This window comes from Streptomyces sp. NPDC055962 (assembly GCF_042270185.1).
GTDB lineage: Bacteria > Actinomycetota > Actinomycetes > Streptomycetales > Streptomycetaceae > Streptomyces.
The window spans coordinates 409,440-431,543 of record NZ_JBHJYN010000004.1 but is presented as its reverse complement, the minus strand read 5'-3'; the positions used below and the strand labels follow the sequence as shown (position 1 = coordinate 431,543).

Annotated in this window: 21 protein-coding genes; 10 read left to right on the top strand and 11 right to left on the bottom strand. The window is 73.7% G+C overall.

The features are described 5' to 3' along the window. Positions 1–20: 20 nt before the first annotated feature. The 3 genes from ACFC51_RS15545 to ligA all read right to left on the bottom strand — a co-directional run bounded on the left by ACFC51_RS15545 (position 21) and on the right by ligA (position 3,907). The gene (locus ACFC51_RS15545) at positions 21–740 is read right to left on the bottom strand and encodes a hypothetical protein (RefSeq protein WP_376529065.1); all 720 of its coding nucleotides are present in this window, start codon (positions 738–740) and stop codon (positions 21–23) included. Positions 741–829: 89 nt separating this feature from the next. Then, a complete protein-coding gene (locus ACFC51_RS15540) occupies positions 830–1,675 on the bottom strand; it encodes a rod shape-determining protein (protein ID WP_376529063.1) in 846 nt (281 codons plus the stop codon). 135 nt (positions 1,676–1,810) lie between these two features. Beyond that, positions 1,811–3,907: an NAD-dependent DNA ligase LigA gene (ligA, locus tag ACFC51_RS15535; protein WP_376529061.1), complete on the bottom strand. Its 2,097-nt coding sequence runs from the start codon at positions 3,905–3,907 to the stop codon at positions 1,811–1,813. A gap of 238 nt (positions 3,908–4,145) precedes the next feature. On the opposite strand from ligA, the gene ACFC51_RS15530 reads away from it, so the two are divergent. From ACFC51_RS15530 to ACFC51_RS15520, 3 genes are all read left to right on the top strand, one after another. Continuing rightward, on the top strand, positions 4,146–5,081 hold the full coding sequence (locus ACFC51_RS15530; protein ID WP_376529059.1) for a DUF1996 domain-containing protein: 936 nt from the start codon (positions 4,146–4,148) through the stop codon (positions 5,079–5,081). A gap of 82 nt (positions 5,082–5,163) precedes the next feature. Next, positions 5,164–5,790, top strand: a complete 627-nt coding sequence (locus tag ACFC51_RS15525) for a DUF305 domain-containing protein (RefSeq protein WP_376529057.1) — start codon at positions 5,164–5,166, stop codon at positions 5,788–5,790. Between the two features lie 7 nt (positions 5,791–5,797). Beyond that, entirely contained in the window at positions 5,798–6,853 is a 1,056-nt protein-coding gene (locus ACFC51_RS15520) for a LacI family DNA-binding transcriptional regulator (RefSeq protein ID WP_376370224.1), read from the top strand. A gap of 12 nt (positions 6,854–6,865) precedes the next feature. On the opposite strand, the gene ACFC51_RS15515 is transcribed toward ACFC51_RS15520, so the two are convergent. Both ACFC51_RS15515 and ACFC51_RS15510 read right to left on the bottom strand, forming a co-directional pair. Next, on the bottom strand, positions 6,866–9,169 hold the full coding sequence (locus tag ACFC51_RS15515) for an alkaline phosphatase family protein (protein WP_376529055.1): 2,304 nt from the start codon (positions 9,167–9,169) through the stop codon (positions 6,866–6,868). A gap of 102 nt (positions 9,170–9,271) precedes the next feature. Further along, positions 9,272–9,688 carry a hypothetical protein gene (locus tag ACFC51_RS15510; RefSeq protein ID WP_376370337.1) on the bottom strand — a complete coding sequence of 139 codons (417 nt, stop codon included), beginning with the start codon at positions 9,686–9,688 and terminating at the stop codon, positions 9,272–9,274. A gap of 179 nt (positions 9,689–9,867) precedes the next feature. On the opposite strand from ACFC51_RS15510, the gene ACFC51_RS15505 reads away from it, so the two are divergent. Both ACFC51_RS15505 and ACFC51_RS15500 read left to right on the top strand, forming a co-directional pair. Further along, entirely contained in the window at positions 9,868–10,644 is a 777-nt protein-coding gene (locus tag ACFC51_RS15505) for an MBL fold metallo-hydrolase (RefSeq protein WP_376370227.1), read from the top strand. Beyond that, entirely contained in the window at positions 10,641–11,261 is a 621-nt protein-coding gene (locus tag ACFC51_RS15500) for a DedA family protein (protein WP_376370228.1), read from the top strand. Before ACFC51_RS15505 ends, ACFC51_RS15500 begins: the two co-directional genes overlap by 4 nt. Before the next feature lie 27 nt (positions 11,262–11,288). Here the strand turns inward: ACFC51_RS15500 and ACFC51_RS15495 are convergent, their stop codons facing one another. The 4 genes from ACFC51_RS15495 to ACFC51_RS15480 all read right to left on the bottom strand — a co-directional run bounded on the left by ACFC51_RS15495 (position 11,289) and on the right by ACFC51_RS15480 (position 15,315). Then, entirely contained in the window at positions 11,289–12,314 is a 1,026-nt protein-coding gene (locus tag ACFC51_RS15495) for an MBL fold metallo-hydrolase (RefSeq protein WP_376529053.1), read from the bottom strand. 13 nt (positions 12,315–12,327) lie between these two features. Next, positions 12,328–13,566 carry an aminotransferase class I/II-fold pyridoxal phosphate-dependent enzyme gene (locus tag ACFC51_RS15490; RefSeq protein ID WP_376529051.1) on the bottom strand — a complete coding sequence of 413 codons (1,239 nt, stop codon included), beginning with the start codon at positions 13,564–13,566 and terminating at the stop codon, positions 12,328–12,330. 118 nt (positions 13,567–13,684) lie between these two features. Next, positions 13,685–14,530, bottom strand: a complete 846-nt coding sequence (locus tag ACFC51_RS15485) for an SMP-30/gluconolactonase/LRE family protein (RefSeq protein ID WP_376370233.1) — start codon at positions 14,528–14,530, stop codon at positions 13,685–13,687. A gap of 11 nt (positions 14,531–14,541) precedes the next feature. After that, entirely contained in the window at positions 14,542–15,315 is a 774-nt protein-coding gene (locus tag ACFC51_RS15480) for an IclR family transcriptional regulator (RefSeq protein ID WP_376529049.1), read from the bottom strand. A 237-nt stretch (positions 15,316–15,552) separates the two neighbouring features. On the opposite strand from ACFC51_RS15480, the gene ACFC51_RS15475 reads away from it, so the two are divergent. The 3 genes from ACFC51_RS15475 (at position 15,553) to ACFC51_RS15465 (ending at position 18,371) form a co-directional block, all read left to right on the top strand. Then, positions 15,553–17,049: a bifunctional phosphatase PAP2/diacylglycerol kinase family protein gene (locus ACFC51_RS15475; protein ID WP_376370236.1), complete on the top strand. Its 1,497-nt coding sequence runs from the start codon at positions 15,553–15,555 to the stop codon at positions 17,047–17,049. A gap of 98 nt (positions 17,050–17,147) precedes the next feature. Then, the gene (locus ACFC51_RS15470) at positions 17,148–17,957 is read left to right on the top strand and encodes a class I SAM-dependent methyltransferase (RefSeq protein ID WP_376370238.1); all 810 of its coding nucleotides are present in this window, start codon (positions 17,148–17,150) and stop codon (positions 17,955–17,957) included. Between the two features lie 60 nt (positions 17,958–18,017). Further along, on the top strand, positions 18,018–18,371 hold the full coding sequence (locus tag ACFC51_RS15465) for a VOC family protein (protein ID WP_376370239.1): 354 nt from the start codon (positions 18,018–18,020) through the stop codon (positions 18,369–18,371). Between the two features lie 42 nt (positions 18,372–18,413). Here ACFC51_RS15465 and ACFC51_RS15460 read toward each other — a convergent pair whose 3' ends face one another. Beyond that, a complete protein-coding gene (locus tag ACFC51_RS15460) occupies positions 18,414–19,475 on the bottom strand; it encodes a phosphotransferase family protein (protein WP_376529046.1) in 1,062 nt (353 codons plus the stop codon). Positions 19,476–19,612: 137 nt separating this feature from the next. On the opposite strand from ACFC51_RS15460, the gene ACFC51_RS15455 reads away from it, so the two are divergent. Beyond that, entirely contained in the window at positions 19,613–20,314 is a 702-nt protein-coding gene (locus ACFC51_RS15455) for a 2-phosphosulfolactate phosphatase (RefSeq protein ID WP_376370242.1), read from the top strand. A 196-nt stretch (positions 20,315–20,510) separates the two neighbouring features. Here ACFC51_RS15455 and ACFC51_RS15450 read toward each other — a convergent pair whose 3' ends face one another. Next, positions 20,511–21,428 carry an arginase family protein gene (locus ACFC51_RS15450; RefSeq protein WP_376370244.1) on the bottom strand — a complete coding sequence of 306 codons (918 nt, stop codon included), beginning with the start codon at positions 21,426–21,428 and terminating at the stop codon, positions 20,511–20,513. Between the two features lie 201 nt (positions 21,429–21,629). On the opposite strand from ACFC51_RS15450, the gene ACFC51_RS15445 reads away from it, so the two are divergent. Further along, positions 21,630–22,082, top strand: coding sequence for an SRPBCC family protein (locus ACFC51_RS15445; RefSeq protein WP_376370245.1), 453 nt, complete (start codon positions 21,630–21,632; stop codon positions 22,080–22,082). Positions 22,083–22,104 lie beyond the last annotated feature (22 nt).

The following is a 22,104-nucleotide window of genomic DNA, read 5'->3' as shown; positions in this document are numbered from 1 at the left end:
GGGCGTCGTCCACCCCGGGCTCAGAGGGGTCGGGACGACAGGTCTGCGAAACGGGACCGGTGGACGGCCGGCTGAGCGGCCGTCACACCCGGAGGTCCCCGTACACCGGGAAGCGCCGCCCCGGTCCGCACGACGACGAGGGGAACGGCGTCTGTCGTCCCGGGCCCGACACCGCGCAGGGGAAGGCCCTGTGCGCGGTGTGGCAGGGCGCCGTGGCCCGGCGGGGGCGTGGGGTGCGAGGAGTGCGGCCGGTCGGCGCCCGCGCGCGGCCGGGGTACGGGGTCGGCGTCGGCCCGCACGGCGCGGGCGGGCCGGGTCGCCGCCGACGGCCCGGAGACGTCCGCGACTCCGTGGAACGCGGACGCGCCGCCCCGGATCGTGTGCGCGGTCAGGTGGGCGGCATACGTGTGCCGGAGCACGACCGGGCTTGCCGGAAGGCCGGCGTGCGCGGCCGGGCCTGCCGGACGGCCGGCGTGGGCGGCCGGGCCTGCCGGACGGCCGGCGTGCGCGGCCGGGCCCGAGGGATGGCCGGCGTGGGCGGCCGGGCCCGAGGGATGGCCGGCGTGGGCGGCCGGGCCCGAGGGATGGCCGGCGTGGGCGGCCGGGCCCGAGGGATGGCCGGCGACCGTGGCCGTGTGCAGGGGGAGCGCGGCGCCGGCCGTCGCCGGTGCGCCGCCGAGCAGCGTCAGGACGGCGAGGACCAGCCCGGCGAGGAGGTGCCGTGCCCCTCGCGGCGGCATCGAGTCGTGCGGCGGGGTGCGGCGGGGCCGTCGTGTGCGGTGCGGGCCCGCCGGAGGCGCGTTCCCCCGGGGTGCGCCCGGGAGGGGGCTCACCTCGGCCGGACCGGGGCGGCGTACGCCACGTGCGCACCCGGAGCACGCAGGGCGGAGCCGAGGATCAGCGCGGCGCCCCGCACGACAGCGGTCGCCGGGTCGTGGTCGACGCGCACCGGCACCCCGAGGCTGTCCGCGATCCGGGCGGTGACGTCGCTCCGCAGCGCTCCGCCCCCGGTGAGCACGGGACCGCGGCGCAGCGCTCCGCGTACCGCACCATGCCGGTCCTCACGCCACATGGACGCGATCATTCCGAGCACGTGGCGTACGACGCACGAGGACAGCGACAGTGCGTCGAAGTCGCTGAGCCCCACGTCGGCCTGGCGGGCGTCGACGACCGCTCCGTCGACGAGCAGGGCCACCTCGGTCAGTTCGGCGCCCATGTCGACCACCAACACGGGGCCTCTTCCGGGACTCCCGGCGCAGGCGGCGGCCGCACCGGCGCTGTTGAGGACCACGACGCCGGACGGCCCCAGGGCGGCGAGGAGTTCCCTGGCCGACGACCGGTGCTCCGGTCCGGCCAGAACCGGATGACTCAGCACGATCACACTGTCCCGCCGGTGCTCCCCCAGCGCGCGGTCGGCGACGCGGTCCAGCAGCCGGGCACATGACTCCGCGTCGACGATGCGTCCCCTGCGCACCGGGCGGACGGCTTCTTCGTCCCAGCCGGCGGGCCCGCAGGGGACGAGGCCCTGCCCCAGGACCCACGCACGGGTCCCGGAGCTGCCGAGGTCGATGGCCAGCCCCGGGGCGGGGCGGGGGCCGCGACCGGCGGCGGTGAGGGTGCCGCGCCGCCGATGGAGCTGCGGGCCACGCCGCCGTCCGTCACGCGAAGAACGCATCGACCCTCATCCTCCGGTCCCCACCACACACCCGCGCTATGGATAGCAAGGCATGATCGAACCCTCACTATGCAACACGGAGGCCGGAAACACCACCGCCTGGGCAAATCCAAGGTCCGTCGCCGCGGGTGTCGTTCATGCCCCCGAGGCGAGGTGCGCCTCGACCAGCTCCGCGAACTCCTCAGGGGCAGCTATTGGGACCCCCAGATCCTCGGCCTTGGTCCGCTTGGATCCGGCCTTCTCCCCGGCGACGAGCAGACTCGTGCGCGTGGAGACCGAGGAGGAGGACTTCCCTCCCGCCCGCTCGATCAGCTCGTTCATCTGGTTGCGCGAGAGCTTCTCCAGGGCCCCGGTCATGGCCCCGGTGACCACGACGGTCATGCCGGCGAGCGGCAGTCCTGTCTCACCCTGCGTCTCGGCACCGGCCTCCGGCTCGGCGCCGGGCTCGGGCGGCGGGGTCGCGCCGGGCTCCGTCATGTTGACCCCCGCCGACACGAGCTTGGCGATCAGAGGAGCCAGCTCCGCCAACTCCGTGACGACGGCGGCGGCCTTCTCCTTGCCTATGCCGTCGACCCGCTGCAACCCTTCCGCGTCGGCGGCCACGATCAGCTCCATCGAGGCGAAGTACCGTGCGATCCTGCGGGACATGGAGCGCCCCGTGCCACGGACGCCGAGGGCGCAGAAGACCCGGGAGAGCGGCCGGTCCTTGGCCACGGCGATGGCCGCCAGCAGGTTGTCGGTGGACGTCTCCCCCATCCGGTCCAGGGAGAGCAGCTGGTCCCGCTCCAGCGTGAAGAGGTCGGCGAAGTCCTGGACGAGGCCCGCGTCGACGAGCTGGACGACGCGGGTGGCGCCGAGACCCTCGATGTCGAGCTGATCGCGGCCGGCCGCATAGGAGACGGAGGCGACCAGGCGACAGTTGCGACCGCGGGTGCAGCGCCAGCGCTGCTCGCTCATGTCGATCTCCGAGCCGCACTGCGGGCACACCTCGGGGAACTCGACCGGCTGCTCCTCACCCGTCCGCAGATGCGCCACGGGGGCCTCGATGCGGGGGATGATGTCACCCGCCTTGTAGACCATGACGTGATCGCCCAGGCGCAGGTCACGACGGGTGATGTCGGCCGGGTTGTGCAGCGTGGCGTAGCCGACGGTGGATCCGTCGATCTCGACGGGCTCCAGCACGGCACGCGGCGCGATGATCCCGGTCCTGCCGACGTTCCACTCGACGGAGAGCAGCCGGGTCACCTTCTCCACGGCCGGCAACTTGTAGGCGATGGCCCAGCGCGGCGCCCGCGTCCCGGACCCGGCGTCACGCTGGTCCGCGGCCAGGTCGGCCTTGATGACGATGCCGTCGATCCCGAAGGGCAGCGAGGCGCGCAGGGCCGCTATGCCCTCGACCCCGGCCTGCACCTCCTCGACCGTGGTGACGGTGCGCGGGGCCACCGCGGTGTCCGCCGCCGTGTGCACGCCGAGCCCCGCGACGTACTCCAGGACCTCGCTGTGCGGGAGTTCGGCGAGGGTCTCCGTCAGCCCGCCCGAATCCGGGAGGGCGAGCGCGCCGTAGGCGAAGAAGGTCATCTCCACCCGGTACGGGCGGTCCTTGGCGCGCAGCGTGCCGGCAGCGCCGTTGCGCGGATTGGCGAAGGGGGCCGCACCGTGCGCGGTGCGCACCGTGTTCGCCTGCTCGAACTGCTCGTCGGTCATGAGGATCTCGCCGCGCACCTCGAGGGTGACGGGAGCTCCGAGCCGCTCGGGCAGGCCGAGCACCGTGCCGATCGCGTGCGAGACGTCCTCCCCGGCCGTCCCGTCGCCGCGGGTGATCAGCTGGTCGAGGCGGCCCTGCCGGTAACGCGCGGCGACGGCCAGTCCGTCGAGCTTGGGCTCCACGCTCCAGGCGGTGACGGGCCTGCCGATGCGCCGCTCGACGGACGCGGTCCAGGTGACGAACTGCTCTGCGGAGAAGACGTTGTCCAGCGAGAGCATGGGCACGGTGTGCGGCACGTCCCCCGACACCGCTCCGCCCGCCACCTTCCCGGTGGGCGAGGATCCCAGGACCTCCTGCGGGTGCTCCTCCTCGTAGGCCGCGATCGCGCGCACGAGCCGGTCGTAGGCGTCGTCGTCGAGCCTGCTCTCGCCTGCGGTGTAGTACGCGGCGGCGGCACGCTCGGCTTCTTCGACCGCGGCGGCGTAGGAGGCGGTGTCGGCGAGCGCACCGGCTGAGTTCGTCGTCATGACCACCATCCTGCCGTTCCCCACTGACAACGCCCTTCGGCCACCGTTCGGACCACCTCCCGAGAGAGCGCTCTCCCGGTCAGGAAACCCCGAACTCCGCGCAAAATGGACATAATTGAGGGTCACCGCCAGAGTCTTGACATGCTTCGGTCACACTTCTACGTTCCATGAGAGAGCGCTCTCCACCCTGGCCGGACCACCGGTCAGAGGAACCCCACTTCCTCGGAACAGGAGTGCCGTGCCCTTCTTCACGAGACGCACGACCGAACACCGCGCGCGCAGAACCCTGGCGCCCTGGCGCTACCGGATCGCGGGCCTGGCAGCCGCCGCACTGGCCCTCTCCCTCGTCCAGGCCACCGCGGGCAACGCCGCCGGCGACCGTGCCCCTCAGGCCGGGGCCGCGGCGGCCGCCGACGTGGTCAGGGTCGCCGAGTTCCTCGCGGAATGCCCCTACACGCACCGGGCCCCCGACGACCCGATCGTGCTGCCCGGTCTCCCCGGCGCCTCGCACATGCACAGCTTCTTCGGCAACGACACCACCAACGCCCACTCCGACCTGGCCTCGCTGGAGAAGGGCCGCACCAGCTGCGCGCCCACCACCGACCTCTCCTCGTACTGGGTCCCCACGCTGTACGACGGCGACAAGGCGGTGGAGCCGACCGGCACCACCTTCTACTACCTCGGCGAGGGCGTGCGGGACGACATCATCCGGACGATCAAGCCGCTCCCCCGCGGGCTGCGCATCGTCGCGGGCAACGCCAAGGCCACCGGGCCGGACGACAACACCATCTCCCGCTGGTCCTGTCTGCACCACGGCGAGGTCGACCCGTCCCACGACTTCGTCAACTGCCCCGCGGGCTCCATGATGGAGAGCTACCTGGACTTCCCGCAGTGCTGGAACGGCAAGGATCTCGACTCGGCCGACCACAAGAGCCACATGGCCTATCCGGTGGGCGGGGCCTGCCCGTCGACCCACCCGGTCCCGGTTCCGAAGCTGCGTCAGGTCCTGCGCTATCCGGTCAACGGCGACCCCGCGCGTCTGAGGCTCGCCTCCGGGCGCGGCTACACGATGCACGGCGACTTCTTCAACGTGTGGCCCGAGGCGGAGATGGCGCAACGGGTGCGTGACTGCATCAACGCCATCATCAAGTGCGGTGCCGACGGCACCCCCTGACTGCACGTCATCCCACCGTCCGACAGTGCCCGTCCGGGTCCCAGCGGCCCGGACGGGCGCCCCGCGCAAGGACTTCCTGCCGATGGCTGCTCTCCGTACCGCAGCGCTGCTGCTCCTGCTCGCCCTCCTGACCGCGTGCACCGGGGAGGGAGACCGCCGATCGGATCCGGTGTCCGGCCCGTCCCCCACGACGGCCCCTCCCGCACCCTCCGCGAACCCGACGGACGCCGCATGGGTCCAGCTGATGATCCCGATGGACGAACAGGCCCTCGCCCTGCTGGACCTGGCGGCCGGGAAGGCCACCACCCCCGGGCTGCGGTCCTGGGCGGCCGGCCTGCGGACCGGGCAGGCCGGGGAACTGGCCGGGCTGCGGGGGCTGCGGGACCGGATGGGGCTGCCGGACACCGATCTGCACAAGGGCCACGACATGCCGGGCATGGTGACGGCCGGGGATCTCGACCGCGCCCGCGCCGCCCGGGGCGCGTCGTTCGACCGCCTGCTCGTGACGCAGATCCACGACCATCTGCGCCAGTCGGAGCAGGTCTCCCGCTCCGAGACGTCCGCCGGCGGCTCTTCTGAGGCCAGATCGCGGGCACGGACCCTGGTCGCCGCGCGCGGGGAACAGCTGACGGCGCTGACGGAGCTCTGCGCGGGCAGGGCCGCTGACGTGCCGGAACCCTTCGCCTGCCCATCGGATCACCCGGTATAAAGACTGCATGACTGCCGACGTCTCACCGCCCGTACGCCCCGCCACCTTGGAGGACGTGGCCGCGGTGGCTGGCGTCTCCCGGGCCACCGTGTCCCGCGTGATCAACGGAGCGACCACGGTGGACCCGGCCCTGCGGCGCGTCGTGGAGGAGGCGGTGTCCACCACGGGGTACGTCCCCAACCGTGCGGCGCGCTCGCTGGTGACCCGGCGGACCGATTCGATCGCCCTCGTGGTGTCCGAGCGCGAACGGCGGGCCGTCTCCGAGCCCTTCATCGGCCGGATGTTCTCGGACCCCCACTTCGGGCGGGTGGTCGAGGGGCTGATGGATGTGCTGCGCCCCGCCGGCATCCAGATGGTGCTGATGCTGTCCGACGACGAGGCCTCCCGGAACCAGCTCCTGTCCTACCTGCGCCAGGGGCACGTCGACGGGGTGGTGCTGATCTCCTCGCACGCCGATGATCCGCTGCCCGGCCTGCTCCACGACACCCGGCTGCCCGCCGTGCTGGCGGGCCGGCCCCGCCGCCCCTCGCCGCTCACCTACGTCGAGGCGGATCAGCGGGCCGGGGCCCAGATGGCGGCCGAGCATCTGGCCGTTCTCGGGCGGCGTCGCATCGGAACGGTGGCGGGCCCGCAGGACACGCCGGCCGGGCAGGTGCGGCTGACCGGCTTCCTGGACGCGCTCGAACAGCACGGCATCGGGGACGTGGTGACCGCCGAGGGCGACTTCACCCACGCGGGCGGGGCCTCCGCGATGCGGCAGCTGCTGCGCGAGCGACCGGACCTGGACGGGGTGTTCATCGCCTCCGACCTGATGGCGCTGGGCGCCCTGCCCGTGCTGCTCCGTGCGGGCAGGGACGTCCCCGGGGACGTGGCCGTGGTGGGCTTCGACGACAGCAACGCGGCGGTGGCGTGCGATCCGCCGCTGACGACCGTGCGTCAGCCGGTGGAGGAGATGGCCTCCGAGATGGCCCGGCTCCTCCTGAAGCAGATCGGCAAGCCCGCCGACGGCCCCGCACCGTCCGTGGTCTTCCATCCGACGCTGGTACGGCGCGAGTCCGCCTGACGCCGCGGCCGGTCACCCGCGAGTGCCCGGCACGGCGTCGCCGGGATCAGGGACGGCGGGGAGCGGTGCGACCGCGCGGGCAGGAGCGTCGGAACCGTGCGCACCCTCCGGACGGACCGGCCGGCCGTCGGTCCCGTCGGCCGGCCGGATCGGGGAGGACGCGTCCGGGAAGGGCTCGTCCGCCCGGGCCGGCCCGGTGGAACCGGCCTGCCCGAGCGGCACCTGGGGTCCGGAGAGCTCCCTGAGCCAGCGGGCCAGCACCCGGTGCACCGCCTCCGCCCCCACGGGACCTGCCTGAGCCACCCCCGCGGGACCCTCCGCGGACGTGCCCGGGGGCGCGTCCGCAGCCATCGCGTCGAGCGGGTTCGTCAGCGTCCGCGGCCAGAGCAGGAACGGGCGGGACTGTTCGCCGCCGAGCCCGCCGTGCGAGCCGATCTGCTCCTCGAAGGCGTGCACCCGGCCGGTCCCGGGGTCGTACATGGAGTTGACCATGACGTCCGCGACGTGCGGGAACCCGTCGGTCCTGCGCACCGCGTCCGCCGCGCCGGCCCCGAAGACGGCCATCGGTCCCTCACCGTCCGTCAGTTCGGCCACCGGGATCTCCGCCCCTCCCCCGCCGAGCACCACCGAGCCGTGCTTCTCGCTCCGCACGAGCAGGAAGCCGATTCCGGGATGGGCCGCCAGGGTGCTGAGCAGGGCGGGGTGGCGGCGGTCGAGCTGCTCACGCGAGGCACGCCCCTCCATGTCCGGGAACGAGAGCAGCCCCAGGTTCCCGGAGGCGAGCACGACCGGGTCGGAGGATTTGGGGTGGTCCGACTCCTGCTCCCCGGCGACCGGCCGGTGCAGGGCGATCCGCACGGCGTCGCGGGCCTCCGAGGCACTGCGGGTGCGCTGCGCCCTGCGGGGCACGGGGAGGCCGCATCCGGCCCGTACGAGGTCCTTCAGCGTGAGGCCGTACCGCCCCGCGAAGGTCTCCCCGGGGCTCTGGCCGTGGTCGGACAGCAGCACGATCCGGTAGGCGCGCGGGGTGTGGTCGGCGATCTTCAGGATGAGGCCCAGCGAGCGGTCGAGCCGTGCGAGGACCTTCTCCGCGTCCCTGCTGTGCGGCCCGGAGTGGTGGGCCACCTCGTCGTAGGCGACCAGGTCGGCGTAGACGGCGGTGCGTCCCGCGAACATGTCGCCGATCACCGCCGCGACCACCACGTCGCGCTCCACGACGGTGGCGAAGGCCCTGATGAAGGGGTAGAGCCCGCCTCGCTTCACCCGGGGGGACTCCTTCCGCACCCGTGCGCGCACCGACTGGCCGATCTCGCGGCCCACCTCGGCGACGAAGGAGAGTGCCGTGCGGACGGCGTTGGCCGGGTCGGAGAAGTAGGCGAAGTAGCCCGAGCGCGAGCGGCGCCCCTTGCCCAGCCGGGCCGCCATGGACAGGACCAGGGCGAGCTGGTCCGCCCCGCCGCTGAAGAGGTTGCCCCGGCTCGCGCCGTCGACGGTGAGCAGGCCCCCGTCACGGGTGCGGGCGATGGCTCTGCGCTGGAGTTCGAGTGCGCTCGCCGGTCTGCTGGAGACCATGACGGTGCCGCTCTCCTTCTCGAACCAGCGGAACGCCGGGACGTCGAAGTTGCTGCCGTGCAGGATGCCGAGCTGGCTGGCTCCCGTCTGGCTGGACCAGTCGGTGGTCCACGGGGTGAGCCGGTGGCCCGCCTCGTCGGCGAGCAGACCGGCCACGGTCGGCATGATCCCGTCGGCCGCCGCCTGTTCCAGCACGTCGTGGCCCACCCCGTCGAGCTGGACGAACACGATGCCGGGCGGCCCGGCGCGTCCGCCGTCCGCGCTGTGCGGGACACCGCTGCGTCTGCGGCGCCGGTCGGCGAGCCGGGAGAGCCTGCGCCGGTAGGCGTCGTCGTCACGTACCGCGAGGGCCGTGGAGACCGCGGAGGCGACGGCGGACATCACGGCTGCCACGACGACGGCGGTCTCCGGGTTGGCGTCGCCGCGGCCGTCCGGGATGAGCCGCAGGGCGATGAGCAGCAGCGAGCCGTTGAGGAAGAAGACCAGTGCGCCCAGCACCAGGGCGGGCACGATGAGCAGGGCTCGGACGAGCACGGGCCAGACCAGGGCGGAGAGCAGGCCGAAGGCGCCCGCCCCCCAGGCCGCGGTGAAGGCGGTCCTCGTGACGGTGTCGCCGTCGTCGGCCTGGAGCTGGAAGTCGGGCAGGATCCCCGCGAGCGCCAGCAGGGTGAGGGTCGAGACGCCCCACACCGAGACCACGCGTATGAGGGTTCCCCCGGCCCTGCGCCATCGCCCGTCGCTCACGTCGTTCCACCTCACGTCCGGGCCCGGTGTCCGTGATGGGCCCGGACCAAGCCTGTCACAGCCCGTTCCGGCGCCCCCGGGGCCCCGGGGCCTCCGAGGGGGTCAGCAGCCGTCGTACCCCGCGGTGGGCATGGAGAGCCTGCGGTGCACGCTGGCCTTGGTGCGCGCGGTGTAGACGGGCTCCTCCAGACCGGCGAACGCCAGGCGGACGCCGCGGCGCTCGCACTCCGCGGTGAAGTCGGACACCGAGACCAGCGCCCGGGCGAGCACCCGGTCGTTGGGCGCCACGAACAGCTCGACCTGTCCGCCCTCGACGCCCGCCCACAGCGCGTGGTGGTCGGAGCGCAGCCCGTAGACGCGGAGCTGGCGTGTGACGACGTACCCCTGGTCCTCGGCCCAGCGGGCGCACATGGCGTGCTGGCTGCGGGTGTCGACGAGGAACGGGTCGCCGTCGAGCTCCTCCAGCGGTGTGAGACTGGCGATGGCCGCCACCCGTACGTCTGCGACGACGTCGTCCATGAACGGATCCCCCCGCACTCGGATGCTGGCCATGACCCTACCCCCGTCGTAGCGCTCCGTAGCCGCCCGGTACCGTGCCGGGAACGGCGTGAAGGAGCACTCCGGCGTGGGGAGGGCGCGGAGCGCCTACGCTCGTACGCGTACGGGAACGGCGGAACCACGGACGAGGAGGCGGGGCGGTGGAGGTCACCTGGTGGGGTCATGCCACCTGCACGATCGAGGACACCGGGGTCCGGGTGCTGACCGACCCGCTGTTCGCGCGGCGCTTCGCGCATCTGCGCCGGCGCCGGGGCGAGGTCCCGCCGCCGGAGGCCGCGGTCGCCGACGCGGTGCTCATCTCGCACCTGCACTCCGACCATCTGCATCTCCCCTCCCTGGCCCGGCTCGCCCCCGGGAGCCTGGTGATCGTGCCCCGGGGCGCGGTCCGCGCCGTCCCCGGCCTTCGGGTGCTGCGGCGGCTGCGCGGTCTGCGGATCCTGGAGGTGGGTCCTGGTGACGCGGTGCGGGTCGGTGAGGTCCTGGTCCGCGCGGTCCCGGCCCTGCACGACGGACGCCGTCTGCCGGTCGGCCCGCACCGGGTGCCCGCCCTCGGGTACGTCGTGGAGGGCGAGGCCCGCACCTACTTCGCCGGGGACACCGGGCTGTTCGACGACATGGCGAAGGCCGTGGGGCCGGTGGACGTGGCGTTGCTGCCGGTCGGCGGCTGGGGGCCCAATCTGGGCCACCACCATCTGGACGCGACCCGCGCCGCGCAGGTGCTGACGCTGCTGGAGCCGCGGTCCGCGGTGCCGGTGCACTACGGCACGTACTGGCCGATCGGGATGGACGGGATCCGGCCGCACGAGTTCCACGCGCCGGGCGACGAATTCGTGAGGCAGGCGGCGCGGGTGGCACCGGACGTGGCGGTGCACCGGCTGGGCCACGGCGAGCATGTGAGACCGGAGGCCCGTAGGTGATCGACGAAGTACTGCGGCAGCTGCCGACCGAGTCGACGCAGCAGGCCGTGGGCTACCCGACGCTGTTCCTGCTGGTGGCTGCGGGATCGCTGGTGCCGGTGGTGCCGACGGGGGCGCTGGTGAGTACGGCGGCCGTGGTGACGTTGCACCAGACGTCACCGTTCGCCCTGCTCGTGGTGTTCGCCGTGGCGTCGGGCGCGGCGTTCCTCGGGGACATATGCCTGTACTGGCTGGGGCAGCGCGGGGTGCGGTCCAGGAACGGTTCGAAGTGGCTGGGGGCCATCACCCGCAGGGCCGCTCCGGAGCGGCTCGCCCAGGCGCAGCAGAAGCTGGACGATCACGACACGATGGTGCTGGTGCTGTCGCGGCTGGTGCCGGCCGGGCGCATCCCCGTGATGCTGGCGTGCCTGCTCGGCAAGATGCCGCTGCGGCAGTTCGCCCGCGGCGATGTGCCCGCGTGTCTGGCGTGGGCGGCGACGTACCAACTGATCGGGATCCTGGGCGGTTCGCTGTTCGCCGAGCCGTGGGAGGGCGTGCTCGCGGCGGTCGTGCTGACGCTGCTGATCAGCGGGACCCCGGCGCTCTGGAGGCGGCTCCGCGCCCGCATGGCCGGCTGAGGGGCTCGGGCGCCGGCCGGTCACGGTTCAGCCCTCCAGGACCCGTGAGCCGCCGACCGGAAGGTCCCAGAGGTCGGTGCGCGGGTGTCCGGCCCGCTGCCAGGCGGTGCGGAGCCGGGTGAGCGGTTCGAGCACCGGTTCGGCGGAGAGCACGAACGTCGCCCAGTGCATCGGGGCCATCGCCCGGGCCCCGAGGTCCTCGTACGCCTGCACCGCCTCTTCCGGATCGGTGTGCACGTCCGAGAGCCACCAGCGCGGTTCGTAGGCTCCGATCGGCAGGATGGCCAGGTCCAGGCCGGGGTAGCGGCGGCCGATCTCCTCGAACCAGTGGCCATAGCCGGTGTCTCCCGCGAAGTAGAGCCGCCGCCCCTGCGCGTCGCCGAGCACCCAGCCGCCCCACAGGGAGCGGCAGGTGTCCAGGAGGGTGCGCTTGGACCAGTGGTGGGAGGGGACGAAGTCGAAGCGGACCCCGCCCAGCTCCACCGACTCCCACCAGTCGAGCTCGGTGACGCAGGTGAAGCGGCGGCGCCTGCACCAGCGGCCGAGACCCGCGGGGACGAGGAGAGGGGTGTCCCGGGGGAGCCTGCGGAGCGTGGGGGCGTCCAGGTGGTCGTAGTGGTTGTGGCTGATGAGTACGGCGTCGATGCGCGGCAGCCCCTCCCACGGGACGCCGACGGGGGTGATCCTGGCGGGGGTGCCGAGGATGCGCCGCGACCAGACCGGGTCGGTAAGAACGGTGAGCCCGCCGATGCGGACGATCCAGCTGGCGTGTCCGGCCCAGGTGACGGCCGTCGTGCCCGCGTCCACGACGGGCAGCGGCCGGGGTGCGTAGGGCAGCCGGTGGATGCCGCGGAGCCCCTCGGCGTTGGGCCGGAGGGCGCGCTCCCTGGCCAGACGGGTCATGCCCCTGACACCCGGCAGCGGGGCGGTGAGCCGGTCGGCGAAGGAGCGGGGCCAGGTCCTCGACTCGCCGAGACGGCGCGGAGGGGCGGCGGGACGCCCCGGGGGTGCGTGGCCGGCTCCGGCGAACGGACGCTCGGTCTGTTCCGTCATCGAGAGGCTCCTGTCATCGGAGTTCATCGAGGGCTGCTGCGAAAATGCTCAGTGCTCGGGCGACATGGGGCAATTTCAAGGGCTCCACCGCAGTGAGGGACTCCGTCTGCTGCTCCGGGGTTGCGCCGAGCAGTGGTCCGGTGCTCAGCCGCACCCGCAGCGCGCCCAGTTCGTCGCCGAAGCGGTGGCCCCCGGGGGCAGGCGCGCCGAGACGTTCCGTCAGGTACTCCTCCAGTTCCATGGAGTCCGTGACCCCCCGGGCGGCCAGCCGGGTGCGCAGGGGCCCGAGGTCGGCGTAGAGATGGCGGCCGGCCTGCGGAGGCCTGGCCAGTGCGCCGACGGTGAGCACGGCGCGGTGGGCTGCGGACGCCACCTGGGCCTGGAGGCGGGCGGCCTGCCCGATCCGGGCCCTGACGGCCTCGGGTTCGTCCAGCGCATGGGAGGCGGCCCTGGCGACCGGCTCCGCGACGAGCGCGCCGAGCGCGGTGAGGATGTCGAGCACCCGGGCACGACGGGCGGCGGCCTGCGCGGTGGCCGGGAAGCGTGCGACGGCGACCGGCCACGCGGAGGGGGTGAGGGCTCCCGCCAGGTCGGACAGAACAGTGACGTCGTCAGGGCACATCTCGGCGGGGCTGAGCAGGACGGTGTCGTGGGGCTTGTGCAGGGTGTCGCGCCAGGTCTCGTCGCTGACGACGTGCAGCCCCTCGGAGACCGCGGCCTCGCAGGTCTCGCGGACCAGTTCCGGCGGGGCGAGGGTCGCGGTCGGGTCGTCGGCCACGGAGATCAGGAGGAGCCGCGGTCGGCCGCCCTCGGCGCGCACCCTGCGTACCGTCTCCAGCAGGGCGTACGGGTCGGGGATACCGCCGCACTCGGCGGGCGTCGGCACGTGGTAGGCGGGCCGGCCCAGCAGACGTGCCTGCGGCATCCACGTGGCGGGGCAGGGCCGGGGCATGAGCACATCGCCGCCGTACGCGGCGATCAGCGCGAGGATCAGGGGCTGGGCACCCGGGGCGGCCGCGATGTCCTCGGGGCCGCCGTGCAGGCCCCGCCGCCCCCAGTAGCCGCTGGCCGCCTCCCGCAGGATCGTTCCGCCACCGGGTGGCTCGGGCCGGGTCCGCGCGGCGGACGCGGCCAGCACCGCGGCGAGCTCGGGCAGCACGGGCAGTCCGGGGTCGGGGGCGGGCGGCCCGTAGCGGACCGGGCCGTGTCCCTCCCCGAGGGGGTGGGGCCGCGTCCGCTCGCTCCGGTGCATCCCGGGGCCTCCCTCCGCCTGCGTCGCCCTCAGGGCCCTTTATACGGAGGTTCCCCGGGGTCCGCCCCCGCACCGGCTCCGACGGGCGGCGGAAGGACGTGTCCCGGCACCCGCCCGCTCAGCCGGCGAACGGTGTCCCGGGCAGCCCCTCCCCCGCGTCAGGGAGCACGAGCAGGGAGCCCGAGAGCGGGTGGGGGGCGTCGAGGCCCGTCCGGGCGGTGGAGACGTACAGGTCACGGAGGCCGGGCCCGCCGAACGCGCACGCCGTGGGCCGACGGACCGGAAGCTCCACGACCCGGTCCAGCCGGCCGTCGGGGGTGTAGCGCCGGACGGCCGCGCCGTCCCAGAAGGCGACCCAGACACACCCCTCGGCGTCCACCGTCAGCCCGTCCGGCCATCCGGGCCGCTCGGTGGCGACGAAGGGGCGCCGGTCCAGGACGCGCTCCCCGTCCACGTCGAAGACGTCGACGCGGCGGGTGGGGGTGTCGATGTAGTACATCAGCCGGCCGTCCGGACTCCAGCCGGTGCCGTTGCTGACCGTCACCGAGTCCAGGACGGGTCTCACGGTGCCGTCCGGGGCGATCCGGGACAGGGTCCCGCCCCCCTCCGCCTCGTCGTAGCGCATGGTGCCCGCCCAGAGCGCGCCGTCCGGCGCCACGGCCGCGTCGTTGCCCCGCCGCCCCGGGACGGGGTCGCGGACGAGCCAGGAGAAGGAGCCGTCGGCGTCGTACAGGCCCGTGCCGTCCCGCAGGGCGACGACGAGGCCGCCGTCGGCCCGCGGTTTCGCCGCCCCGACGTGCTGGCCGGTGTCCATGACCGTACGGCGCCCCGTCGACGGGTCGTAGGTGTGGACGCGGGAGGAGAGGATGTCGACCCAGATCAGCCGGCCCGCGGCCGGGTCCCAGGTGGGGCCCTCTCCCAGCTCGGCCGCGGCCCGCACGGCCACCTCGGGGGACGTCCTCACACGCGGCGTCCTCACACCTGGCTCCGGTGGTGGCCGAGCCGGCCGGACAGCGCGTCCGCGCCGCCCGCGGCGAGCTGTGCGAGCTCCGCCTCGCGCTCCTCGCTCCAGCGGATCATCGGCACGGAGATGGAGAGCGCGGCGACGACGCGTCCGGAGCGGTCCCGGACGGGCGCGGCCACGCAGCTCACGTCGGGGTTCGACTCCCTGTGCTCGACCGCTATGCCCCTCTTGCGGGCGACGGCGAGCGCAGCCCTCAGCTCCACGGGGTCGGTGAGGCTGTTGTCGGTCATGGCGGTGAGCTCGCGCCCGTCGAGGCGGGCGTCGAGCTCCGCCTCCGGGAGCGCGGCGAGCAGCAGCTTGCCGACGGAGGTGCAGTGCGCGGGCAGCTTCCGTCCGGCGGCCGAGACCATGCGGACGGCGTGGGTGGAGTCCACCTTGGCGATGTAGATGACCTCGGTGTCCTCCAGGATCGCCACATGGACCGTCTCGCCGCAGGTCTCGGCCACCTCGCGGGCGACCTGCTGGCCCTCGGCCGCGAGGTCGAGCTGCTCGGCGTAGCGGCTGCCCAGCTGGTACGTGCGCACGCCCAGCCGGTAGCGGCCCGGCTGCTCCGGGACCGTGACCAGGTAGGACCGCGCGGCGAGCGTGGTGAGCAGTTCGTGGACGGTCGTCCGCGGCAGTTGGAGCTTGCGCGTGACCTCGGGAGCGGAGAGAGTTCCCTCACCCTGGAGGAAGAGTTCGAGAACATCCAGCGCCCTGGTCACCGCAGGGACGAGTCGCCCCATGATCGCCTGCCAATCCTGTTCGACACTCCGGTCAATGGCCGGAATCACGAACGCAGGCTAACGTCAGGGAACTTGTCCGGGCAATGTCCGCGGCACGACGCCGTGGAGCGGAGGGGACCTTTCGCCGCATTCTCCGTGTTCCGATCGGAGACCATGCCGGGATCCGGCCGGAATCCGACGGATGAACGTGCGCGCGCCTCCTGGTTCACCGCCCGGTCGCAGGGTATTCGCTGTCCCATGTCGACAACGAGCAGTCTCTCCTCCCCCGGCCGCTGGCGGGCCTGGTTCCACCAGCGCGACCTCGCCGCGTTCCAGCGCGTGGCCGAAAGACACTGGCCCGGCGCCGAGCCCGTCCTGCCACGGCTGAGCCGCAGCGCCAACCACGGCCTGCTCTGGTTCGGGGCCGCCGCGGGCATGGCGGCGCTGGGCTCCAGCGCGCGGTCGCGCCGGGCGGCGCTGCGAGGGGTCGCCTCGCTGGCCGTGGCCTCGGCCGCGATCAACACCGTGGGCAAGGGAGCCGTACGCAGGGACCGGCCGATAGTGGATCTGGTTCCGGTCATACGGCAGCTGAAGCGCCAGCCCTTCACCACGTCCTTCCCGTCGGGGCACGCGGCGTCCGCCGCGGCCTTCGCGACGGGTGTCGCCCTGGAGTCGAAGGGCTGGGGCGCGGTCGTGGCCCCGGTGGCCGCGGCCGTGGCGGCGTCCCGCGTCTACACCGGTGTCCACTATCCGAGCGATGTGGTGGCCGGTGCGGCACTCGGTATCGGAGCGGCGTTCGCACTGCGGGGCGTCGTACCGACCCGTGGACAGCTGCCCGCCCCCGGCAGACCGCCGGCCGAGGCCCCTGCCCTGCCCGCCGGCAAGGACCTGGTGGTGGTCGTCAACCGGGAGTCCGGCTCCGCGACTGCGGCGGCCTCCCTGATCCGCGACGTGCTGCCCCTCGCGGAGACGGTGGAGTGCGCGCCCGCCGACCTGCCGGGTTGCCTGGAGGAGGCCGCGCGGGAGGGCAAGGCCCTGGGCGTGTGCGGGGGCGACGGCACCGTCAACATGGCGGCGGCCGTCGCGGCGACCCACGGCGTGCCGCTGGCCGTGTTCCCCGGCGGGACCCTCAACCACTTCGCGTACGACCTCGGCATCGAGACCGTGCACGACACGGCGACGGCGCTCATCTCCGGCGACGCGGTCCGCGTCGACCTCGGCCGCTTCCGGCCGGGGCCGCAGGGGCCGGGCGGGGCGCACGGGTACTTCCTCAACGCCTTCAGCCTGGGCGTCTATCCGGAGCTGGTGCGCACCCGGGAGCACTGGGCGCCCAGGATCGGCGGCTGGCCGGCAGGGGTGCTCGCGGCCTTCGAGGCGCTTCGGGGGTCCCGCCCCCTGACGGCCGAACTGCAGGGCAGGCGACGTCCGCTGTGGCTGCTCTTCGTGGGCAACGGGCTGTTCCGCCGGGTGGGGCCCGCTCCGGGGCGCCGCCACAACCTCGCGGACGGGCTGCTCGACGTACGGGTGGTCCACGGCGGCCGGACCCCCGGACTCCGGCTGCTCGCCGCGGCGATCGCCGGCCCGCTGTCCCGCTCCCCCGTCCACGCGGCCGTACGGCGCCGCGCGGTGCGGATCGCCGGGCTCACACCGGGCACCCCGTACGCCTACGACGGTGAAGTGGCGCACTCCGGAAAGGAGTTGCTGATCGACAAGCTGCCCGAGGCTCTGACGGTGTACTGCCCGATGCCTGCATAGGAGCGCCCATATGATGAGACGGCTATCTCAGGATGCGACATCGCGGCGTACCTTGGGTCCATCGCCCGCGACTGAGTTCCCGGAGAGGACGTACGGTCATGCCGAAGGAAACCGCCGTCTACACACACGGCCACCACGAATCGGTCCTGCGCTCGCACCAGTGGCGCACCGCCGCCAACTCGGCGGCGTACCTCATCGGTGAACTCCGGCCGGGCCAGGCGGTTCTGGACGTCGGCTGCGGGCCGGGCACCATCACCGCGGACATCGCCGCGCTGGTGGCGCCCGGGCGGGTGACGGCGGTCGACACCGGCCGCGACATCCTGGACCGCGCCGCGGCGGCCGCCGCCGAACGCGGGCTGGAGAACGTGGAGTTCGCGGTCGCCGACGTCCACTCCCTGGACTTCCCCGACGACTCCTTCGACGTCGTCCACGCCCACCAGGTGCTCCAGCACGTGGGTGACCCGGTCCAGGCACTGCGCGAGATGCGACGCGTCTGCCGCCCCGGAGGCGTCGTCGCCGCGCGCGACAGCGACTACGCGGCGATGACCTGGTACCCGGAGGTGCCCGGGATGCGGGAGTGGCAGGACCTGTACGGCCGGGTGGCCCGTGCCAACGGCGGCGAGCCCGACGCGGGCCGCCGGCTGCTGTCCTGGGCTCAGCAGGCCGGCTTCGCCGACATCACCCCGACGGCGGGCGCCTGGTGCTTCGCCACCCCGGAGAACCGGGCCTGGTGGAGCGGGCTGTGGGCGGACCGCACGACGGCGTCCGTGTACGCGCAACTCGCCGTGGAGGGCGGACACGCGAGCACCGGACAGCTGACGGCGGTCGCGGAGGCCTGGCGCGCCTGGGGCGAGGAGCCCGACGCGTGGTTCATGGTGCCGCACGGCGAGGTGCTCTGCCGGGCCTGACCCGGTGGTGGGGGAAAGAACCGATCACATCGCACCGGGACGGCAACTACCCTCGTGGGCATGGAAATCCTGGGAACCACGCTGCGGATCTGTGTCGACGACCTGGAGGCCTCGGTGGCCTTCTACGAGGGCCTGACCGGCACTCCGGCGCTGCGCTTCGAGCGCGGTGGGGTCTCGGTGGCCGCGATCGGCTGCTTCCTGTTGATGAGCGGCCCGGAGGCGGAGCTGGAGGTGCTGCGGAAGGTGTCGGCGACCATCGCGGTCAAGGACGTCGACGAGGCCAACGCGGCACTGACCAGGGTGGGCGCGAAGGTCGTCGCGGGCCCGGTGCCCACCCCTGCGGGCCGCAACCTGATCGCCCTGCACCCGGACGGCTCGGTCTTCGAGTACGTCGACCGGAACGTGTCCGCCTGACGGTGAGCGGCCGGCGGACGCCGTGACCTGATCCGCCGGCGGTCAGCCCTGGGACCGGGCGGCGCCGTGGGAGGGCAGGGGGCGCAGGGCGGGCCATCGCTCCATCAGGCGCACGGCCAGCACGCCGCCCAGACGGCCGAGCGCGTGCAGGTGGTCGTGGTCGCGGGTCAGGCCGGCGACCACGCCGAGCCGGTGGACGAGCCGCTCCCGGGCGGAGACGCGGCCCCACGCGAAGTCCTCGGCCGGCACCCGTGCGAGGTGGTCGGCGGTCCCGCGGTGGGCACGTTCGACGAGTGCGTCGCCGCGGATCAGCCAGCCGGCGCAGGCGTCGGCCGGATCGCCGGGGACATCCGTGCCGGTGAGGCTGCGCCAGGTGGCACGGTAGACATCCTCGGCCTCCGCGAGGGGTGCTGCCGTCACCGACATCGCGCACCAGCATGTCGGGAACCCGATGCGGAGGTAGGCGAGTTCGACCAGACCGTTGCCCGACGCCGCCTGCTCGAAGTCGACGAAGCGGACACCGGTGGCGGTGCGCAGATCGTTGCCGGGACAGGGGTCACCGTGCAGCAGGGCGTGGTGGGGCGTGGGGTCGAGCCGGTCGATCAGTCCGGCGAGTTCGTCGGGCACCGCGGGCGGGACGGGGACCTCCAGCGCCCTGGCGAGGGCGAGGAACGACTCGGCGTCGGCGGCCGTCGGCCCCGACCAGGCGGGAAGCGTGCCCGTGTCGGCCGGCCCGGTGAGCGCGTGCAGCCGGGCGAGGGAGTCCGCGTAGCCAGGCAGCCAGTCGTCGGTCGCACCGAGGTCGTCCAGGTGTTCGAGGACCATCACGCGGGCCGCCGCGTCCGTCCCGAGCAGGGCGGGGGCCACGGCCGGCGCGGTCGCCCTCCCGGCGAGCCGCAACGCGGCGACCTCCCGCGCGTAGCGGACGTCCGGGTCGGACCCGGCTCCGCCTCCGTCGGTGATCTGTTTGACGACCACCCGGCCGCCGCCGCGCAGTTCGACCCGCCACACCCGGGAGCGCGGGCTGCTGTCCAGGAGCACGGCCCCCGCCGGGTCACCCAGCGTGGCACGCAGTTCGCCGCTGAGCGGCACCCGGTTCGGCATGAGGATCAGCGTAGGGCTCTCCGGGACCCGGTGCGGTGCGTTCCCGTCCGAGCACGCCGTCCCGCGTCTCGGGTACCCCGATGTGATGCGCGTCACGGTACGGACGGATGGGGGCGGTCCTGCGCGATCATGAAGGGATGGAAGCTCGTTTCCTCGGCATCCCCGAGCTCGTCGAAGCCCCGCACGTGGCGGTCGTGGTCGACGTGATGCGCGCCTTCACGGTGGCCGCCCTGGCCTTCGCCCAGGGGGCGGAGAAGATCGTTCTCGCCGAGTCGCCGGAGGAGGCGCTGGCCCTCAAGGCCCGCAGTCCGGACTGGGTGGCGCTCAAGGACGGCCCGCCCGTGCCGGGGTTCGACACCGTCAACTCACCGGGAATGCTGAGGTCCGTCGACCTCCGGGGACGGACGGTGGTGCAGAAGACCACGGCGGGGACCGTCGGCGCCCTCGCGGTCAAGGAGGCGTCGCTCGTCCTGTGCGCGAGCTTCGTGGTGGCGGAGGCGACGGCCCGGCTCCTGCGGACCCGCGCGCGCGACGGTGTCACGTTCGTGGTCACCGGTGAGGACGGTCGGGCCGACGAGGACCTGGCGTGCGCCGAGTACATCGCCCTCAGGGCCGACGGGGCCGAGACGGACCCGGCGGAGTTCCTCCGCCGCGCCGCCGAGTCCCGTGCCGCGTACGAGCTGGCCCACGGGGTGCGTCAAGGAGTGCACCCCGATGACATCGCGCTCTGCCTGGAGCTCGACCGGTGCCCGTTCGCCATGGTGGCGGCCCTGGAGGGCTCGCTGATGGTCCTGCGTCCGCACCCCGTCCCTCCGCCGGCCGGGGAGGCTTCGCCCTGATCGCCGCTGGGCCCGGGCGCCCACGGCACGACAGGACGCGGAACCCGGGCCGCTCCGGGCCGGGCACGGGCCTTCTCCGGACGGGGGGCGTGCTTCTCGACGTGCCGCTGCTCCGTGGCCGGGTCAGGAACCGCCGGGAACCGCACTCCTCCGCGCCCTGCCGAAGGCGCCTGCCGGGACCTTGCCACCCCGGTGGTCAACGGTCGGGCGATTCCGGTCCCGTTTCGGCGAAGGCGTCGACGATCAGGTCGGTGAGCAGCGCGCCTGCCGTGCCGTCCGGGTCGAGATCGGGGTCGTAGATCGTGACGTTGAGCCCCACACAGCGGGGTGACCGCACGAGGGTGCGCAGCAGCACGGCCAGTTCGCCGGGGAACAGGCCGCCGTCGTCCGGGCTGTCGACGGCCGGCATCACACTCGGGTCGAGCACATCGGCGTCGAGGTGGACCCAGAAGCCGTCGAGGACGGGGACCTCCAAGGTCTGCACCACGGCGCGGGCGATGGCGGCGGGGCCCCATTCCCTGATCTCCCCCACCGTGGCGTTGGAGATCTTCAGGGCGGTCATCTCTGCGCGGTCCTCGTCGTCGTCACGCATGCCGAAGAGGCGGATGTCCTCGTCCTTGAGATAGGGGCCCAGCCCTTCGAGTCCGGTGAGGTCGGCCTGCCCTCGCCCGGTGGAGAGAGCCAGCTCCTCGCCGCCCGCCGCGCCGATCCGGTCGCTGTTGCCCGGGTGCCGGAAGTCCGCGGAACCGTCGATCGCGGCGAGCCCGTACCGGCCGATGCGGCGCAGCGCGAGGGTGGCGCCGAGCTGGATGGAGCAGTCGCCCCCGAGGACGACCGGGAACTCTCCCGCCCTGACATGTTTTTCGATCCGGTCGGCGAGTGTGCGGGTGTAGCGGGCGATGGCCGCGGCGTTGAAGACGCCGTCACCCTCCTTCCAGTCACCCCGGTCGTAGCGTGGCGGTACGACGACACCGCCCTCCAGCGCCCGGAGACGCTGCACGATGCGCTGCTCGCGGAGCGCGCCGGCGAGCTTGTAGCACCCGGGGACGACACCGGGGGCGGGGGGCCTCAGCCCCAGGTTCGAGGGGGCATCGAGGACGACACGTGTACGCATACGGCCATCCTCACCGCCCCGGCCGCGCGATGTCTCCCCTTTTCCGGGGAAGTTCGCGGCTCGCGCCCCGGGGACCCGTGCGGGAGAGGTGCCGGCCGCGCTCCCGCCCGGGATGTGAGGTCCGGGCAGGCCGCGTAGCATCGCTGATGAGCGCGCGCGCCGTTCCCGCCCGTTCCGACGTCCGTGTGTGGAGGCGCCCCCATGGCCCTGCGCCACCAGCTGATCCCCCACCCGCCCGCAGCACTGTGGGCGGTCCTCGAACAGCCCGGCCTCTACGGCACCTGGGTGGTGGGAACCCACGACTCCGGCCCCCTCGAGGGACATTGGCCCGACGTCGGTTCCTCCATCGCGTACACGCTGCGCCTCGGCCGCAGGGAGTTCCGGGGCCACACCACGGTGCGGCGGCTGGAACGGCCCGGCGTGCTCGAACTGGAGGCGTACAGCGGGCCCCTGGGGACGGCGCGCATCGCCTTCGACATCCGCCCCTGGGGTGACGAGACGCTGGTCCTGCTCAACGAGCACCCGCTGCGCGGGCTCGGCGGCAGCCTCCACAACGCCGCGCTCGACGCCCTGCTCCAGATCCGGCACCGTGCCATGCTGGGACGCCTGTCCGAGGCGGTCGAGGCACAGGCCACGGGGCGCCTCTCCGGGTGACCGTGCGGCCGCCGGGCACCGA